The organism is Pseudoalteromonas sp. R3, from assembly GCF_004014715.1.
GTDB lineage: Bacteria > Pseudomonadota > Gammaproteobacteria > Enterobacterales > Alteromonadaceae > Pseudoalteromonas.
The window spans coordinates 663,565-679,093 of the sequence record NZ_CP034834.1; the positions used below are offsets into that span (position 1 = coordinate 663,565).

Sequence of the window (15,529 nt, forward strand, 5' to 3'; positions counted from 1 at the left end):
TGGTCAGTATTCAGATCAGTAATTAACTAACTAAGTTAGGCTCAGATCACGAATTTACCAACTTATGAGCTTTCCGTGCTTGGATCAGGGTAAGGAATAGGTCGTTGCCTGCTTTTATTGGCGGTATTTGCTCTATAAATGGGTGATAAAACATAGCACTGCCAGTTTGGGATCGTATTTTTACTAACTTGTGAGGCTGTTGGATCGCACCATAGATCACTAATTTACCAACTCCTCTTTCCTCAGATCGCATTTTTACCAACTAAAAACAAGTTCGGGTCAGCGAGATCATTATTTTACTAAGTAATTGGCCCTGGTAGCTGGCTGGGATTGGTTTTTTTACCAAGTGCGGGGTGAAATTTGCCAGAAGCTGAGCTGAAAGCCACCCTGATATACGTGTGCTTTTTGCGCAACTTGGTAATTTTTTGCTCTGAATTATGTGAGCCCAGCGCGTGGTATATTGGACTACCTACATGATATATATAATATTTTAAGGGGCTGAGAAAGCTTCAGCCCCTTATCATTTTAGACCGCATGTAGTACTGAAATCAGGAGCGTCGTGGCCGGAAGTAGGTAAAATAGTGATCTCATCCACTTTGGCCGAAACGTGAGTAAACAGGTAAGAAGCAATACAGAGAAAGCCATCTGGCCGCAAAACATCAGACTGCCGTATCCGACAGCCTGACTAACATTTATCACCAATGTTAGTAAAAGTATGATCCAGGCTGCGATCAGGTAGCGCTGACTTAGCGCGTGCTCTGGTCGAGTGCCAAACACGGCTTTGTAGTGCGGTGTTTTAGCCAGTGCGAAGGCCATGAAGCTGGTGAAGCACAGTAAGGTCGCGATCAGATACATCATGCAGTACGCTCCCTGCGGACACGCTGTGGCTGCTGTGTAGACTGAAGCTGTTTGCTTTGCCAGAAAAATACCGCAGCGGCCAGCAAGGCCATAGTATCAAACATGGCCAGCGCCCACTGTCCATTACTCACGTAACTAATTAAACTGCCTTGAGTTGTTAGCGCATTGCACAGTGGTAGTGTTAGCCAGGCCAGGGCGTTGATGAGTGCCAGAGCCCGCCAGCCTTGGGTGTTACGCCACTTGGTGGCAAACAGAGCCGTGGCCGCCCAGGTAAGGAAAAATACCAGCACTTCCTGATCAGCACGGCCACTATTCGTTACCGGGATCAGGCGATTAGCATAGAAGAATGCTGCGGTTGCCAGCGGTAGCCCCATAATCGCCGCGAGATTGAGTGATTCCACCAACTTAAGACCAAAACCGACGGGTTGCGCCAGCTTTTGACGCTCTTTTAGGCGTTTAGCCCACATCACACAGCCACTGGCAATCATGGCACAGCCTGCGAGGCCACACAAAAAGTAGAGCCAACGCAACCCCGGGGATGCAAGGCGACCTGTATGCATGGCTATCATGCCGCCATATAATTGGGCTGCTGCACTGTCTTCCTGGTGGGCGGTGTTGAGCAGTTCGCCAGTTTTGCCTGAGTACAGCCACACCGCTTGTTCGTCTTTTATCTCACTGCGGTTAGCGCCGTAAATTTTCATCACAGCTGCTGCATCCTTGGGGTGATCTATGATAATGCGTGAAATGGGTTGTTCTGGCCAGTTAGTAAAAAAGTGATCCAGAGACTGGGTAAATGCTGGGCTGGTCAGGGGTTGTTGGCTCAGCTCTGGGCGTTGCCGCTCCGGATAGAATTCTTTTCTGAATTCCTTTACCCCACCTTCATAGACGGTTTGCGCCGGGTAGGGGAATAGCGTGAATATGAGTGTGATCAGACCTGTGTAGGTGATCATCAAGTGAAATGGTAAGGCCAGCACAGAGCTCAGGTTGTGGCCATCCAGCCAGCTTCGACTACCTTTGCCTGCCCTGAACTGGAACATATCCTTAAAAATACGTTTGTGGATCACTATCCCGGAGATCAGGGCAACCAGCATAAATAAGCTAGCCAGACATACTATCCAGCGTGCTGTGGTGCGATCCATATAATGTAAGTCAAAGTGCAGCCTATAAAAGAAACTGCCTCCTTTGGATTCTCTTGGTGTTACAGGTACCTTGCTGTCGGCCGCCAGATTGTGGTTTACCCAACTGGCTTTTTCTCCAGGCGCTGGGTAGGGCAAGTGAGAAACGCGTAGCAGAGTATTGCGCTCAGAAGGCAGACTGATCCACCAACGTGCTGCGTCAGGTGCCTCTGTGTTTAGGCGTTCGAAGCCATAATCTAGTAGCGCCTGCTGCGAACTTTGCACCTTAGCACTGTATGGGTGCAATTCAGGTTTGCTCCACAAAGTAATTTCCTGGCGGAAAAAACTCAGAGTACCGGCAAAAAATACCAACCACAGCAGCCAGCAGAAAAGTAGCCCAACCCAGGTGTGTAACCAGGTCATAGAGCGGAAAAGACTGTCTTTCATAGTTATCCTTTTAATATCAGGATCAGCATCCATTGCAATATGGCAAGCAGCAGCAATCCACCGCAAAGGAGGCGTAGTGACTTTATTGCAAATACAGCGATAAAAATAAGGCAGTGAATGAGTACACTCAGGCACACACTGAATAATACGGCGTCAACTTTAGAAACAGGCAACGACAAGCTTATCAGGCTGATGGACAGCGCAGTGAGCACGTAGCCGCCGAAAATAGCCGTTGCAAAGCGGGCAACGACGTTCAGTCGATAAGCGGTAAAATAAGCAAAGTAAGACGACATCGGCATACTTGTTCTTTGATCAAAAATAGGGAGGCGAATTATTACTGAATCGCGCTATAAATAACAGTAATTATCATTAGCAAATGCGTTAAATGTACAAATATTAATGCCAGATGGAATATCAAATTCCAAAAATCAGCTGCTAGGTGTTTTATGGGCATTCTTTAAATGGATAGACCCTTGATATACTGGTCATATAATAATATGAGGTTAAGGGAGTGAGATTTGAATATCATAGAGCGTGTCCGGCAGTGTACTTTATGTCGGGGTGAGCTGCCCTTTGAGCCTAGACCTGTGATCCAGGGATTGCCTACAGCCAAAATACTGATTGCGGGTCAGGCCCCGAGTATGACTGTGCACAAAACGGGTAAGCCATTTGATGATGCCAGCGGAAAACGGCTCAGAGATTGGCTGGGGGTCACTAAAACTCAGTTTTACGATCCTACCTTGTTCGCGATTGTGCCCATGGCCTTTTGTTACCCGGGCAAGGGTAAATCGGGTGATTTGCCTCCTCCTAAAATCTGTGCGCAAACTTGGCGCGTCCCTTTGCTTGAGGTGTTTGAACAAATTGAATTTACTATATTAATTGGCCAATATGCACAAAGCTATCATTTGACTGATTTTGTTAACGTGTCACTGGCCGTTTCTGGCTGGCAATCGAGTTTACCCGAGCAGCTAGCATTGCCTCACCCAAGTCCTCGTAATCAATTATGGTTGCGAAAACGACCCTGGTTTGAGGCTGATGTGATACCGGCATTAAGAAATCGTGTTCAGGAAGTTTTGGGTGAATTTTGAACGTTTTAAGGCCGGAATATTAAAGGAGTTTGGGACTATAATGTAAACTTTTAGAAAATGAATTAACTCATATGGGTTGCTATTTAGCACTGTATAGCTCATAATTTGGTTTGAGTTAGAATTACAAATTTTAACATTTTATATTCAAAGGACTTGAACATGTTATATAGAATTTCGGGCTGGTCAGCCATCGTTCTCTCTCTGTTGGCTTTATATCCCAGTTACCAAACAGGCGCACTATCGGTCATTGGATTTTACCTGGGCTTATTTGCCCTGCTCCTCTCTTCTTTCGCAAGCCACACTGGCAACCTAATCTATTACCGTAGCGTATTTGTATTTTCTGTACTGAATGTTTTTTTCGTGAATGATGGCACCTGTGTGATGTTATTGGCAGAAAATAATGATTGGGTGTACATAGGATCTATGTATGGGATTTTTATTGTAATCAGCAGCATCTGTGGCTTTTTGGTCAATAAAGATAGCTTTTTACTTAATATTGCTCCCAAAATGAAGCGCGCTCGGTAATCTCTAAAACCCAAGGCAAACTCCTTAGAAGGGCATTTACAAAATAGTTTTTCGCTTATACACTTGTGGTGGTTTTTAACACAGCCTAACTGATAACGACACAAGGAGCGGTACTGAGTGTTTGTCGTCAACATAACATACACTGTTGAATTGGAGGAAATTGATGCGCATTTACCCGCACATATCCAGTTTTTACAACAGTATTATCAGCAAGGTGTGTTTTTAGCATCTGGTAGAAAAGTGCCCAGAACTGGCGGCATGATTTTCGCCAAGGCAACGAGCCAATCTGAGTTAGAAGCAATTCTACACAACGACCCTTTTTATCTCGCCGGACTGGCGAATTACGAGATCACAGAAATTGAAGTAAGCAAGACTGCCAGTGGTTTATCACAACTGCTAACGCTATAAATCAGCTGATATTTACAGGCTGAACAGAGTACTATGATTGACGTTCATGGCTATGAGCGTAATGCATGGTGTATTAGCAGGGTGTCCACACGCCAGTTTTGGTACTTCGATATCATTTCAAGTTATCCCATTTTTGTGCTTTGCATGATATCCCTGCTGCGGCTTTCTCTGTCCGGCTGACAACGACTGTGCGTTGGTTACTCTGCCTTACATTTTTTGTTTAAAAGGAATCTACAACGGAGAATATTATGGCCAGACTAGACAATAAAATAGCCCTTGTAACAGGTGCTGCCCGGGGATTGGCGCGGCGATCGCGACATGCTTTATTGAGCAAGGAGCAGTCGTTATTGTTACAGATAAAAACGCCGAAGAGGCTATGCAACTTTGTGAGAAGCTGGGTGAAAATGCCTATTTCCTTTCACTTGATGTGTCCGACGAGGTGCAATGGCAAAACGTTGAGCGTTTTGTCCAAGACCAGTTTGGTCGACTCGATATACTGATCAATAACGCTGGGATCACGGGCTTTTTAGAAACACAGGGGCCACATGATCCTGAACATCTGGATTTGAACAGCTGGCACACAGTACAGCAAACTAACAGCGATGGTGTGGCATTAGGGTGTAAGTACGGTATTCGTTTGATGAAAGCGTCCAATGCGGCCAGCATTGTGAATATTTCTTCTCGTTCTGGACTTGTGGGGATCCCGGCTGCCGCCGCCTATGCAGCAAGTAAAGCTGCGGTGCGTAATCATAGCAAATCGGTTGCGTTGTACTGCGCTCAGCAAAATTACCCGATCCGCTGTAATTCGGTGCATCCGGGTGCCATTTTAACACCTATGTGGGATGCCATGTTGGGAGAAGGAGAAGCCCGTAATGCAGCTATTGCTGGCATTGCTGCCGATATCCCGCTTGGCCATATGGGGCGTGCCATAGATGTTGCTTATGCCGTGTTGTATCTCGCATCAGATGAATCTGCTTATGTGACAGGAATTGAACTGAACGTAGATGGCGGGATCCTGGCTGGTAGCAGTGCCTCACCTAAATCTAGCTAAGTAATACGCAGTTCCTTTCCAGGTGGAACGGGCATAAAACCAGGCCGGTATATTACCAATACCGGCTTTAGTCCTGCGAATTAGTTTGCTAAGCTCAAATTAACAGATGTCACAATTACAAGGAGCCAGGCTTATGTACTGGGGTTTGATTGTTGTTTTTATTGTGCTGGCTTTTTGGCTGCATAACCGCTACAGCTCTAGCTCAGAGGATTATCCCGCGCTGGAAACAGATCCGAACGATCCCTTGTTGCTTCAGGCTGTGGCAGACGCTAAAGCGTCATTAGAAGAATTCAAATCACTGTACCGTCAGTTTCCCAAAGATGCGTTTGTCAAATTAGATTTCGAAAGCGATTGTGGCGTTTCGGAACACCTGGGCGCGCATGTTGAAGGCATAAAAGGCGATGAACTCAGCGTGTTTTTGGTTACCCCTCCTGTGACACATCAGGGAAAGTTAGCACATAACTATACCTGCCACTTTGATGACATTGAAGACTGGCAGATCACAGATAAAGACGGCAACATCTACGGTGGCTTCACACAACGGGCGATGTTTGCCATCGCCGAGCGTGAAGGTGTAGAGTTGCCTGCCGAGCTTCAGGAAATGCAAGCAAAGTATGTCTAAAGCGAGCGTTTCTCTGTGGCTGCAATGACCATTTCATTCAAAAAGTCAGAGACGGTTTTATCTTCGATGTTGTTAGCTTCGAGCAGTGATAGTGCAGTGTTAAAACTAACAACGGCCTGGCTATATTGAGCCATTTTCATATATCCCAGCCCCAGGCTTTGATGGGCATAAGCTGACTCTGGATAGAGGGTGGTAAAATAGCTTAGTGTTGCCATTGCCTGTGTGTTGCGGCCATATTCAAACTGCATGTGTGCCAGATCTGCCAGCGTTGATTGCTGCGCTAGGTATTGTGTTGCATCGCGCTTTGACAGCTTGTTGAAATAGGCTTGAACGTTTGCGATATCGCCGTATTTTGCGGTTTGTTCAAGGTCTGGATAAATTAACTCTCGATATAGAAAGGGCAAGCCAGAAAGCATCGACGGAAAGGCAATACTGCTGTGATCTTCATCAGGTATTATTTTGAATTGCCAACGCAGGCCAGTTGGTGTGTGGCTGTGCAGCTGAGCACTTAAATTCATCATATACGCATAGTAGCCTTGACTCTCTTGCTCTCCCAGCGTCAAAAATAGATTGGCGTGATGTGTGCTATAACTTTTTTGACTTTGTGTAACCAGCTGACTGATTTGCGCCGTGCTCCACCATGGAGCCGGGCTTGCCAACAGATAGTTGGCAAACAGAGTCGGCTGGTTAAATAGCAAATGCATGCCAAATACCCCAGCGTTTGAGTGGCCAACAAGGGTTCGAGTTGGGTGGACTGTGTAGTTTTGTTCAACCCAGGGGAACAGCTCGTTTTCTAAAAACAGAGCGAATTTGGGAGCACTCCCAAATTCCGGAAAATGCTCAGTAATATGAGACTGCATGCGGCCCTGGGCTGGGCCCTGAAGAGGAGGCAGATAATCTCTGACTCTGATTTTTGTTTTTACGCCAATCAGAATCACATTTGGAATTTGACGTGTGTTACGTAAGGCGTTTGTGACGCCGACAGCCTGTTCAAAGTAATGCTCCGCATCCAAAATATAGAGCGTGTGATACCGTGTTTGTGCGTTATAGTTTTTTGGTAAGTGAATAGTTACTTCCCTTTTCTCATCTAAAATATCTGACTCTATAGTAAGTGTCTGTCCTGTAATCAATGGTGCGACAGAGACTGCTGGTGCAGCGTGTGATTGGGAGAATAGCCCAAGTAAAATAGCGATCAGTAATATGCGCATAGGTAGATAGTCCTTTGTTATTGTGTACGAAGCAGCTTAAATGCGAAGTTTGAAGGGGTGAAGTTATAACGGCTGATTTTTCGCTGAATGTTGCTATTGGATTGCAAGCGGATTTGCTTATGCTTTATTTATCAGTATGATTTATATGCTTTTATTATCTGGTTGGTAAGGAATGGAAAACAAGCAATATAGGCTTGGTCGATACTTTGTTGACGTCTCACGCAACGAAATCGTTCAAGGTGATAGCACCGTCTCTGTGCCTCCCAAAGCAATGGAGGTCTTGCATGTGCTTATCCAAAATCAGGGTAAAGTGATTGAGTTTACAACCCTGACTGAGCTTGTCTGGCACAACAGAGTCGTGTCACCTAATTCCCTGCAACGGTGTATATCCCAGTTACGCCAAGCATTCGGAGAAGACAGTAAATCACAAAGTGTGATCCGAACACACGCGCGACGTGGTTATAGTCTGGAGCTGGCTATTGGGGATGGCCCGGCCAGTGTGCCAAAGCGACGATATCTGATTTATGTGCTGATCCTGGGTATGCTCATCTTCGCTGGGCTGAGTATAGAAGGTTGGCGAGCAAGCCAAGAAAATTTTGCTAAGGTTGAACTCACAGCAAGTACCCCACTGACCAGTAGTGACGGACCAGAGATGTATGGTAGTTTCTCTGCTGACGGTCGCTTTATTGTATTTTTGCGAAGCATAGACGCTTGCCACAGTCATATCTGGGTTAAAGACCTGGTGCGTGCGCAGACATTTCGCCTTAGCTCGAAACCCGGCGTGTATGGGCGCCCAAGGTGGTCATTGGATAGCTCACACATTGTGGTTCCCGCTCGTGGTCAGTGTCAGTCAGATTCAAAAGCACAGCTGCGCTGGTCTATCAAACGCTTTAATATGGGTTCTGAACGGTCTCTGCCACACGGTGGAGACACAATATTAGAGGCAGGTCAGCAACGTGTAGGGAAAGTACTTGGTTTTAAACAAGGAGCCATAACTTTTTTGCAGGAATATACAGACAACCAGGTGCGTTTAGCGACTTTTAACCCACAAAACGGGAAGGTTTTGCCCTTGTTCAGCCCCGCGGGGGGTTGATATATGAATATGTCTATCTGCCAAAGCGTGATCAATTTGTCGTGTTTGTAGTCGACAGTATCAACCAGCACGACATGGTGTTGTTATCGAGTTCGGGTGAGATACTCGCTCAGCATCGTCTTAAGTTTCCATTTGCAGTTTCAGGTGTTACAGGCGTTGAAGTAAGCATTCACCCGTCCGAGCGTTACCTTATTGCTGACATTGCAGGTAAACTCTATCACCTGACCCTGAAGGGGGAATTAAGTTTGCTGCCTGCCCCAACTCGTCATAAGGCATCTGCTCCACATTTTCATCCTGAAGGGCGGTCATTATTGGTAACCGAGTCTTATGCCGATACCGACATTCGGGTGTTCTCGTTCAAGACAAACTCTGTTGGTGAGCCCGGGCTCTACCCTCAACTGCGCTCAAACCTGAGCGATGAGGCGGCACGTTTTCAGCCAGGTGGTAAGTTAGTTGCATTTACTTCCACTCGTTCGGGAATCGTCAGGTATGGTTGTCCAATGGGCGGACTAGTTATCCTCTTGAAGCACCTGATACACCAATGACATCTAGGTTCATAAGCTGGTCTCCTGCGGGAGATGCCCTTGCGGCTGCGACACAAGATGGCGTAATTGTGTACAACCTGGAGGGAGGTGCCCGGCATATCCAGACTCAATATCCTGTATTGGAAATTCTGCAATGGTCTGACAAACAGACCCTGCTGGTATTGGTACCAGAGTTAGGAGCACAGCGGCTTTATCAATTGCATCTTCACAATGGTCGGTTCATGAAAGTGTCAGATCGTGATCTTCTCTGGGCGGTTAGTACACCAAATAAAGAGATCGTTGTACTAGATAAAGAGCACAGAATATGGATTGGAGATAAAGAAGTGAGTGGCCTGGCAAAACAGCTGGAGCGACCCTATTTTTCGTTGCACGATGGCGCACTATATGGCGTTTCTCCTGATAGAAAGCTGTGGCGATATCACTTAGATGATGATGTGCTGAGCGATATTGCACAGCTTCCTGTTGGCGCCCGTTATGTCAGTGACGTCAATGGTGAACAGGCGCTGTTGACTTATATGATGCAGCTAAACCGAGAGTTAGTTTCTTTTTCTGTTCAATAAATCTTTACTGCTCGGCAAACGCTCTGAGCTCATCACCCGTCAGGCGATAGATGATCCATTCGTCCTGTGGTTTTGCGCCAATACTGTTATAAAAGTCGATGGCGGGTTTGTTCCAGTCGAGCACTACCCACTCAAAGCGGCCACAGTCTTTTTCCAGAGCCAGCCGGGCCAAAAACTTCATCAATGCTTTGCCCGCGCCCTGCCCGCGCTGATCCTGAGATACATAGAGGTCTTCCAGGTAAAGGCCATATTTACCCAGCCAGGTCGAATAATTGAAAAAATACACAGCAAAACCAATCGCCTCGCCATCTTGCTCACAGATCAGTGCATGGGCACGTACATCGTCACCAAACAGTTTTTGCTCAATGTCAGAAACAGTATTGAGCACAGCATCAGGCTCTTTTTCGTAGACGGCTAGTTCATTGATAAAGTGTAAAATGGTTGCAGCGTCGCTTTTCTGTGCGTGGCGAATGGTGATACTCATTGGTAAATGACTTCCAAAGTTGACATGATTGGGGCCCAGTGTAAGCTCAAATTTTAAATGAATAAAGTGCATAGATTGCACGTGCTAAATGTATATTATTAATGAGCAAACTACCCAATCTAGATCTAAATTTGCTTAAGCTGTTTGCTGCTCTGTATCAAAATGGTTCTGTCACGCACACTGCTGAGCAACTCAACCTCAGTCAGTCTGCTTGCAGTCATGCACTGACCCGACTTAGGGAGCGCCTTGGAGATGAGCTCTTTGTGAGAGTAAACAACCGTATGCTTGCAACAGAGCACGCTCATCAGTTAGCTAAAACGGTGCTGCCCGCTTTGCAGATGCTTGAGCGAGGGTTACAAGAAGCCAGACCCTTTGATGCCAGTGAAATGCATACATTGACGATTGCAGCCACGGATTATACCGCCTGGTGTTTGCGGCCCTTTATAACCCACCTGCTCTGCAAATTTGCAAAACTGAACATACGGTTTGTGCAGCTTGAAGAGCGTATTGCTGAGCAGGCACTGGAAGAAGGTGCTCTGGATCTGGTTTGCGGGTTCGCACATCAGCAGGAGTTTTCTGAGAGCCTGGCACAACTCAACTGGTTTGAAGATGCTTACGTCACAGTCCGCTGTCAATCTCATCCATGTAGTCAAGCACTTGAATTGAGCGCTTTCCTGGCGTATCCACATATTCTGATTGCTCCCTGGAATGAGCGGCGGGGCATTGTTGATAAAGCGCTGGCCAAAATCAAGAAATCCAGAACCATCGCGGTGACTACGCCTCACGTGCTGATGGCACCGACTTTGTTACCCGACAGTGATATGCTGCTGACTATGCCACAGCGTTATGCTTTGCAGGTATGTGACAGGTTACAGCTCCAACTAGAACCTCCACCGCTATCGGTCCCCAACTATCAGCTAAAGTTATATTGGCATCGCACCCGTAAGAGCGATCCTAAAATCGTATGGTTTGTGAAGCAGTTTTGCGACTTCCACAACTTGCCCGATACCGAGACGTAGTTAGTAAAATACTGATCTCTTTATATGAGTGATATACACAGACTTACTTTTCTGAATGATTCAGCAAGGCTATAAATATCAACTGCTTAGTTTGGATCAGGTTTTTACCATATTGGTCATATATGCCTGCATATACTCGCAGATAAAGTCGACACTGAGCTTAATATTCGGGAGCTGATACTTGGCGTGTTGGTACACCAAGTTGATTTCCATTGTTGGCGTTTTACCTGGCGACAGAATATGGTGCGCTGCGACCGGTGTCACCTTGCCTTCCAGATGCGGTGGGATCAGCCAGTCCGGGGCCAGTAAGAGCCCTTCCCCCTGTTCAAGTGCATCCAGCAAGGTAGCACTGTCATTGCTGATAAGCACAGGCTGTGTATCGAGCGGCTGCCAGTCGTCGCCCAGGCACACCCACCAGGGAACGATCGTATTTTTGTTGCGAAACATAATCGTCGGGCAATCACTAAGTTGCTCGAGAGACCAGTTTGGCGTACCAAATTTAGCATTAAGCTCATCAGCGAGCTGGGTTTGAGCCCAGAGTCTAAAGCCGCTGCGGATAAGTGGCCTGGCAATAAGACGTGCGTCATCGACTGGCCCGCCTCTTATCGCCAGGTCGACCGAGTCTTGACCAAACAGTGCGTATTCATTGGTGTAGTCCAGATCGAGGAGAATGTTGGGAAACTGTTGTCGGAAACGCCTGAACAGTGGAACCAGCAGCGCCTGGGCCAGACCGGGAGGTGCACTGACTTTTAGCGTGCCGCTTGGATTGTCGAAACTCTGTGAGATCAGTTCGTCAGCGTGAGTTAGTCTGCTGAGGAGCTCGCTGATATGTTGGTAGTAGATCTGGCCAAGTTCAGTAATACTCACATGGCGGGTAGTCCGCTTGACCAGCTCTACCCCAGCGATGCTTCCAGATCTTTAATGCGTCTTGAAACGGAAGACGCGGGTACCGAGAACTCCTCGGCAACCGCACTGAAGCTGTTCAATTCAACGACGCGCTTGAAATAGCGCAGTGCTCTGAGTTTATCCATAGTGATCCGAACGGCCATTTATAGCAGTGAATTTAGATTATTTTTGCCATAAAGACAAAACTGATTTGTGTTTAACACACTTTTTCATAGCACACGAAAACGCAATAATACATGGTGTAGTTAGTTTTAAGTGATGATTTATATGACAAAACAAGTGCTTATTATAAAGTCTAGCCCAGCAAATGAATTCTCCATTTCGAGTGAAATTGCCGACTACCTGCAATCACAATTGCAAAATAAGAATGAAAGCCTGACTTTTACAGTGCGTGACCTTAGCAAAACACCGGCACCGGTTTATGACAATCAGATCCTCAATAGCTTTTATGGTGATCAGGATGCGTTAACAACTGAACAAGCCGCAGTGGCACAGCCGTCATTACTCTATATTGAAGAGCTGAAACAGGCAGATATCATTGTCTTTGCGTCTCCAATGCATAATTTCAGTGTCACCAGCCTGATGAAAAACTATATTGATCAGATCTGCCGTTTTGGTCTGACTTTTTCTTATTCAGAGCAGGGACCAACGGGACTGTTGCAAGGAAAACAGGCCGTGATTATCGCCAGTGCGGGTGCCGATATGGCAATGCCTGAGATGCAAGCTGTCGACTTTCAGGTGCCTTATCTTAAGCAGGTGTTGGGCTTTATCGGCATCTCCGATATTAAGGTGATCACGGCATATGGGATCAGTATCCCGCACATTGGCAGTGAAATGGCGACTGAGCGGGCAAAAGCACAGATTGATCAATGGCTGGGTAATGCAGCCTGACACTGTCTCAGCCAGCATTTATGTTAAATTAAACATCGCTGGCTAATATCTGGACAGATTGTCGTTTTAGGCGCTTTGCTTACTCTGTGCTTTCACGTATTTCTTCACCTTTTTCATGGCCATTTGACGTTTTAACGGTGACAGGTAATCGATGAACAGGTTGCCCGACAAATGATCTATTTCATGTTGCATGACAATGGCCAGAAATTCATCGCTGTGTACTGTGATGGGTTTTCCGGTACGGTCAAGCCCCTTTACAGTAACCTCTGTATAGCGTTCTACTTTGGCAAAGTAGTCAGGTACTGACAGACACCCCTCTTCACCCATAGCTTTGTTGCTGCCGCTGACCACTTCCGGATTTATGAGGATTAGTGGATCATTTCGTTCTTCTGATAAGTCGATGATCACAATTGCTTCATTCCGGCCAACCTGAGTTGCAGCCAGACCAATTCCATTGCTGGTTGCATATAAAGTATCGAGCATATCGTCGATGAGCGGTTGTACTGATGTGATATCACTGACTGGTTTTGCTTTTACCTGCAGTCTTGGGTCGGGTGCGGTTAGGATTTCTAAAACGGCCATTTTGTTATTTGTAGTTATCTGAAAACACGGAGTTTAAAGCGTAAAGTGCACTAAGGCCAGTGCAATTCTTAATGCTGGTGAGCCTGGCGGTATTGCGAAGGAGACAGGGATTCGTATTGATTCCAGATCCGTCGAAAGTGACGAGCACTGCTGTATCCGCAGGCCTCAGCGATGGCCTCTATCTGAATATTACTCCTGGACAATAACGCCTTGGCATGTGCTACTTTAATGCTGCTGACATACTCACCCGGTGTGATCCCAAGTGTTTGTTTAAAAAGACGACTAAGCTGGCGTACTGAGAGGTGAGCTGAGTTTGCTAAAGTTTGCAGGCTATGCGAGCATCCCACCTCACTGCAGATCAAATCCTGGACCTGATGTAAAGCCCGGTGCATATGGTTGCGATGTTGCAGCCAGGGACTGAGCTGAGGATCTTGCCCGTTACGGCGAAAGTACACCAACATTTCTTTGGCAACCTGGGCGGCAACATACTCGCCAAACTGCAATGATACAAAGTGCAGTGTCATATCTATGCCTGAACTAATACCCGCGCTACTGAATAGTTTGCCGTCCTGTACAAAGATACGATTATCGGCCACTTTACAGGCTCTGAATGTCTGACGGAAGCGCTCAATGAGCGCAAAGTGTGTGGTACAGGCTTTGTTATTGATTAGCCCTGCTTTTGCTGCCAGTACTGCACCTGAGCAGATAGTTAAAATATAGGGGTCATATCTGGCCTGCTCTTCCAACCATTGCTGAGTAACTAGACCTGCCGGGCTGTCATAGGTAGCAAACGAGTCGTTACAGCCGGGTAAGATGACCACATTATTGGCATTCAGTTGGCCGGGTAAAGGGCTAAGCTGATGTAGCATCAGCCCGCCATCCATTATTTGTTCACGCTCGGCACTGACATAATGTATCTCAATTGGCTGCCCTGCACGCCTGGCTTCCAGTAGCACCTGCAATGGTCCTGCCAAATCGAGTGGTAGGGTGTGTTGTAACAGGACAAAGTAAAAGTGCTGCGGTGCTGGCATTTTTTCTCCTTATTCTTAGGCCACAAAGTCCTGCGTTTTGCAGATTGTGGCAAAACGCTCAGCCAATACCAGTTCAGTACGGACCTTGATTTCATCGGCACTAAAGTGCTGACCGCTTGGCTGATGTTGCATATCAAATGTTAGGGTTGCATCGGTGACAAACTCGACCTGAAAACCCAGGTCGCTTGCAACACGGGCGGTAGTTTCACAGCACTGCTCCGTGCGAATGCCTGAGATAGCGACACAGCCTATGTTATTTCTTTTCAACCACATAGCAAGCCCTGTATCGGTAAAAGCGTTGTGTACTGATTTATGAAAGGTTTTATCAAATTGCATATCCAAAAATGCCATGGGCTTAACAAACCCAGAGGCAGGATTGAAAGGGCTGTCTGGCACGTCGTCACGACTATGAAGAATTTTGATCACTTTGTGTTGATTGCACTGAAATGCAGCTATCAGCTGAGTCAGGTTATGCTGGAAGTCAGCGACATCGCGAACGGACCAATAAGGAGTGTGGTAGAACGAGTCCTGGGTATCTATTACTAGTAAAGCTTTATTCATGGTGTATTGTCCTGTTTATGTATTAATGGTGTGTTCTGTGTGTAGTTTAGTGGTTTTCATTGCACACAAAGAGATCGGTTTTGGACATATAGAGGACGTATATAGCCACTTTGTAATAGTTGTTCAGGGTGGTGTGATGACAAAATTTGCTTAAGCGGGTTGACATGTATTTATTATGTATATACGTTGTATATACATAATAGAGGCTGAGAGACAGGCCTCCGGTGCAGGAAGCAGAGCATGGCTAACAACAAAGATGCACAACTAATTGTGCGTATCAATAAAGCGCAAAGAGATGAGTTTGTTGCCTTGTGCAACGAGCTGGATACCTCCTCTTCCCGCGAGATTAGAAAGTTTATTAAGCGGTTTGTGAAAAAGCACAAGCCAGAGCAAGAGAAACCGGTCAAAGGAGATCAGGATGGCTAAGAAAGTTGATGTTAAAAAGCTAAAGAAAGAAGTACAGAAACGTACTGGTAAGATTGCAAAACATGAAGCGAAAATCAAAAAGCTGAAAAAAGCGATCAAGAAAGCGAGC

General features: G+C 46.4%; 21 protein-coding genes. 11 read left to right on the forward strand and 10 right to left on the reverse strand.

Going from position 1 to position 15,529, the window contains the following annotated elements:
• Positions 1-525 precede the first annotated feature (525 nt).
• Genes ELR70_RS02375 through ELR70_RS02385 form a run of 3 tightly spaced genes read right to left on the reverse strand, consistent with a single transcriptional unit; the run spans position 526 to position 2,719 of the window.
• Entirely contained in the window at positions 526-858 is a 333-nt protein-coding gene (locus ELR70_RS02375; protein WP_054016383.1) for a DUF3325 domain-containing protein, read from the reverse strand.
• On the reverse strand, positions 855-2,420 hold the full coding sequence (locus ELR70_RS02380; protein ID WP_054016382.1) for a PepSY-associated TM helix domain-containing protein: 1,566 nt from the start codon (positions 2,418-2,420) through the stop codon (positions 855-857). Before ELR70_RS02380 ends, ELR70_RS02375 begins: the two co-directional genes overlap by 4 nt.
• A gap of 2 nt (positions 2,421-2,422) precedes the next feature.
• The gene (locus tag ELR70_RS02385; RefSeq protein ID WP_054016381.1) at positions 2,423-2,719 is read right to left on the reverse strand and encodes a hypothetical protein; all 297 of its coding nucleotides are present in this window, start codon (positions 2,717-2,719) and stop codon (positions 2,423-2,425) included.
• Between the two features lie 219 nt (positions 2,720-2,938).
• On the opposite strand from ELR70_RS02385, the gene ELR70_RS02390 reads away from it, so the two are divergent.
• From ELR70_RS02390 to ELR70_RS02410, 5 genes are all read left to right on the forward strand, one after another.
• On the forward strand, positions 2,939-3,508 hold the full coding sequence (locus ELR70_RS02390; protein ID WP_054016380.1) for a uracil-DNA glycosylase family protein: 570 nt from the start codon (positions 2,939-2,941) through the stop codon (positions 3,506-3,508).
• Between the two features lie 159 nt (positions 3,509-3,667).
• Positions 3,668-4,033: a hypothetical protein gene (locus ELR70_RS02395; protein ID WP_054016379.1), complete on the forward strand. Its 366-nt coding sequence runs from the start codon at positions 3,668-3,670 to the stop codon at positions 4,031-4,033.
• 117 nt (positions 4,034-4,150) lie between these two features.
• The gene (locus tag ELR70_RS02400; RefSeq protein WP_054016378.1) at positions 4,151-4,441 is read left to right on the forward strand and encodes a YciI family protein; all 291 of its coding nucleotides are present in this window, start codon (positions 4,151-4,153) and stop codon (positions 4,439-4,441) included.
• 346 nt (positions 4,442-4,787) lie between these two features.
• Complete coding sequence (locus tag ELR70_RS02405) at positions 4,788-5,492, forward strand: SDR family oxidoreductase (protein ID WP_241566299.1); 705 nt, start codon at positions 4,788-4,790, stop codon at positions 5,490-5,492.
• A gap of 133 nt (positions 5,493-5,625) precedes the next feature.
• Entirely contained in the window at positions 5,626-6,114 is a 489-nt protein-coding gene (locus ELR70_RS02410) for a DUF2314 domain-containing protein (protein ID WP_054016376.1), read from the forward strand.
• Here the strand turns inward: ELR70_RS02410 and ELR70_RS02415 are convergent.
• Positions 6,111-7,322 (reverse strand): alpha/beta hydrolase-fold protein, encoded by a 1,212-nt coding sequence (locus ELR70_RS02415; RefSeq protein WP_054016375.1) that lies wholly within the window; start codon positions 7,320-7,322, stop codon positions 6,111-6,113. The two genes, ELR70_RS02410 and ELR70_RS02415, sit on opposite strands and share 4 nt — an antisense overlap.
• Before the next feature lie 172 nt (positions 7,323-7,494).
• Here ELR70_RS02415 and ELR70_RS02420 point away from each other — a divergent pair, with 172 nt between their 5' ends.
• From ELR70_RS02420 to ELR70_RS02430, 3 genes are read left to right on the forward strand one after another with little or no spacing between them, the layout of a single operon-like run.
• Positions 7,495-8,415, forward strand: a complete 921-nt coding sequence (locus ELR70_RS02420; RefSeq protein WP_128064437.1) for a winged helix-turn-helix domain-containing protein — start codon at positions 7,495-7,497, stop codon at positions 8,413-8,415.
• Positions 8,412-8,960: a hypothetical protein gene (locus ELR70_RS02425; RefSeq protein WP_128064438.1), complete on the forward strand. Its 549-nt coding sequence runs from the start codon at positions 8,412-8,414 to the stop codon at positions 8,958-8,960. The genes ELR70_RS02420 and ELR70_RS02425 overlap by 4 nt, the downstream gene beginning before the upstream one ends.
• Positions 8,957-9,520, forward strand: coding sequence for a hypothetical protein (locus ELR70_RS02430; RefSeq protein WP_128064439.1), 564 nt, complete (start codon positions 8,957-8,959; stop codon positions 9,518-9,520). The genes ELR70_RS02425 and ELR70_RS02430 overlap by 4 nt, the downstream gene beginning before the upstream one ends.
• Positions 9,521-9,524: 4 nt before the next feature.
• On the opposite strand, the gene ELR70_RS02435 is transcribed toward ELR70_RS02430, so the two are convergent.
• Positions 9,525-10,004 carry a GNAT family N-acetyltransferase gene (locus ELR70_RS02435; protein ID WP_054016421.1) on the reverse strand — a complete coding sequence of 160 codons (480 nt, stop codon included), beginning with the start codon at positions 10,002-10,004 and terminating at the stop codon, positions 9,525-9,527.
• A gap of 101 nt (positions 10,005-10,105) precedes the next feature.
• Between ELR70_RS02435 and ELR70_RS02440 the strand changes: the two genes are divergently transcribed.
• Positions 10,106-11,023, forward strand: a complete 918-nt coding sequence (locus tag ELR70_RS02440; protein ID WP_054016373.1) for a LysR family transcriptional regulator — start codon at positions 10,106-10,108, stop codon at positions 11,021-11,023.
• A gap of 96 nt (positions 11,024-11,119) precedes the next feature.
• Here the strand turns inward: ELR70_RS02440 and ELR70_RS02445 are convergent, their stop codons facing one another.
• Positions 11,120-11,890: a substrate binding domain-containing protein gene (locus ELR70_RS02445; protein WP_164881415.1), complete on the reverse strand. Its 771-nt coding sequence runs from the start codon at positions 11,888-11,890 to the stop codon at positions 11,120-11,122.
• 26 nt (positions 11,891-11,916) lie between these two features.
• Positions 11,917-12,054: a LysR family transcriptional regulator gene (locus ELR70_RS02450; RefSeq protein ID WP_164881416.1), complete on the reverse strand. Its 138-nt coding sequence runs from the start codon at positions 12,052-12,054 to the stop codon at positions 11,917-11,919.
• A gap of 142 nt (positions 12,055-12,196) precedes the next feature.
• Between ELR70_RS02450 and ELR70_RS02455 the strand changes: the two genes are divergently transcribed.
• Positions 12,197-12,820, forward strand: a complete 624-nt coding sequence (locus ELR70_RS02455) for an NAD(P)H-dependent oxidoreductase (protein WP_160317407.1) — start codon at positions 12,197-12,199, stop codon at positions 12,818-12,820.
• Between the two features lie 66 nt (positions 12,821-12,886).
• On the opposite strand, the gene def is transcribed toward ELR70_RS02455, so the two are convergent.
• From def to ELR70_RS02470, 3 genes are all read right to left on the reverse strand, one after another.
• Positions 12,887-13,402: a peptide deformylase gene (gene def / locus ELR70_RS02460; RefSeq protein WP_054016370.1), complete on the reverse strand. Its 516-nt coding sequence runs from the start codon at positions 13,400-13,402 to the stop codon at positions 12,887-12,889.
• A gap of 68 nt (positions 13,403-13,470) precedes the next feature.
• On the reverse strand, positions 13,471-14,433 hold the full coding sequence (locus ELR70_RS02465; RefSeq protein ID WP_054016369.1) for a helix-turn-helix domain-containing protein: 963 nt from the start codon (positions 14,431-14,433) through the stop codon (positions 13,471-13,473).
• A 15-nt stretch (positions 14,434-14,448) separates the two neighbouring features.
• The gene (locus tag ELR70_RS02470; RefSeq protein ID WP_054016368.1) at positions 14,449-14,994 is read right to left on the reverse strand and encodes an isochorismatase family protein; all 546 of its coding nucleotides are present in this window, start codon (positions 14,992-14,994) and stop codon (positions 14,449-14,451) included.
• Positions 14,995-15,234: 240 nt separating this feature from the next.
• Between ELR70_RS02470 and ELR70_RS02475 the strand changes: the two genes are divergently transcribed.
• Positions 15,235-15,420: a hypothetical protein gene (locus ELR70_RS02475; protein ID WP_010384442.1), complete on the forward strand. Its 186-nt coding sequence runs from the start codon at positions 15,235-15,237 to the stop codon at positions 15,418-15,420.
• Positions 15,421-15,529: the final 109 nt, after the last annotated feature.

Excerpts from the sequence above, each read along its gene's own strand:
- ELR70_RS02430 (WP_128064439.1), top strand. The coding sequence starts at position 8,957 with ATGACATCTAGGTTCATAAGCTGGTCTCCTGCGGGAGATGCCCTTGCG.
- ELR70_RS02420 (WP_128064437.1), top strand. The coding sequence starts at position 7,495 with ATGGAAAACAAGCAATATAGGCTTGGTCGATACTTTGTTGACGTCTCA.
- ELR70_RS02380 (WP_054016382.1), bottom strand. The coding sequence starts at position 2,420 with ATGAAAGACAGTCTTTTCCGCTCTATGACCTGGTTACACACCTGGGTT.
- ELR70_RS02435 (WP_054016421.1), bottom strand. The coding sequence starts at position 10,004 with ATGAGTATCACCATTCGCCACGCACAGAAAAGCGACGCTGCAACCATT.
- ELR70_RS02410 (WP_054016376.1), top strand. The coding sequence starts at position 5,626 with ATGTACTGGGGTTTGATTGTTGTTTTTATTGTGCTGGCTTTTTGGCTG.
- ELR70_RS02385 (WP_054016381.1), bottom strand. The coding sequence starts at position 2,719 with ATGCCGATGTCGTCTTACTTTGCTTATTTTACCGCTTATCGACTGAAC.
- ELR70_RS02455 (WP_160317407.1), top strand. The coding sequence starts at position 12,197 with ATGACAAAACAAGTGCTTATTATAAAGTCTAGCCCAGCAAATGAATTC.
- def (WP_054016370.1), bottom strand. The coding sequence starts at position 13,402 with ATGGCCGTTTTAGAAATCCTAACCGCACCCGACCCAAGACTGCAGGTA.
- ELR70_RS02465 (WP_054016369.1), bottom strand. The coding sequence starts at position 14,433 with ATGCCAGCACCGCAGCACTTTTACTTTGTCCTGTTACAACACACCCTA.
- ELR70_RS02470 (WP_054016368.1), bottom strand. The coding sequence starts at position 14,994 with ATGAATAAAGCTTTACTAGTAATAGATACCCAGGACTCGTTCTACCAC.
- ELR70_RS02395 (WP_054016379.1), top strand. The coding sequence starts at position 3,668 with ATGTTATATAGAATTTCGGGCTGGTCAGCCATCGTTCTCTCTCTGTTG.
- ELR70_RS02440 (WP_054016373.1), top strand. The coding sequence starts at position 10,106 with ATGAGCAAACTACCCAATCTAGATCTAAATTTGCTTAAGCTGTTTGCT.
- ELR70_RS02450 (WP_164881416.1), bottom strand. The coding sequence starts at position 12,054 with ATGGATAAACTCAGAGCACTGCGCTATTTCAAGCGCGTCGTTGAATTG.
- ELR70_RS02415 (WP_054016375.1), bottom strand. The coding sequence starts at position 7,322 with ATGCGCATATTACTGATCGCTATTTTACTTGGGCTATTCTCCCAATCA.
- ELR70_RS02475 (WP_010384442.1), top strand. The coding sequence starts at position 15,235 with ATGGCTAACAACAAAGATGCACAACTAATTGTGCGTATCAATAAAGCG.
- ELR70_RS02375 (WP_054016383.1), bottom strand. The coding sequence starts at position 858 with ATGATGTATCTGATCGCGACCTTACTGTGCTTCACCAGCTTCATGGCC.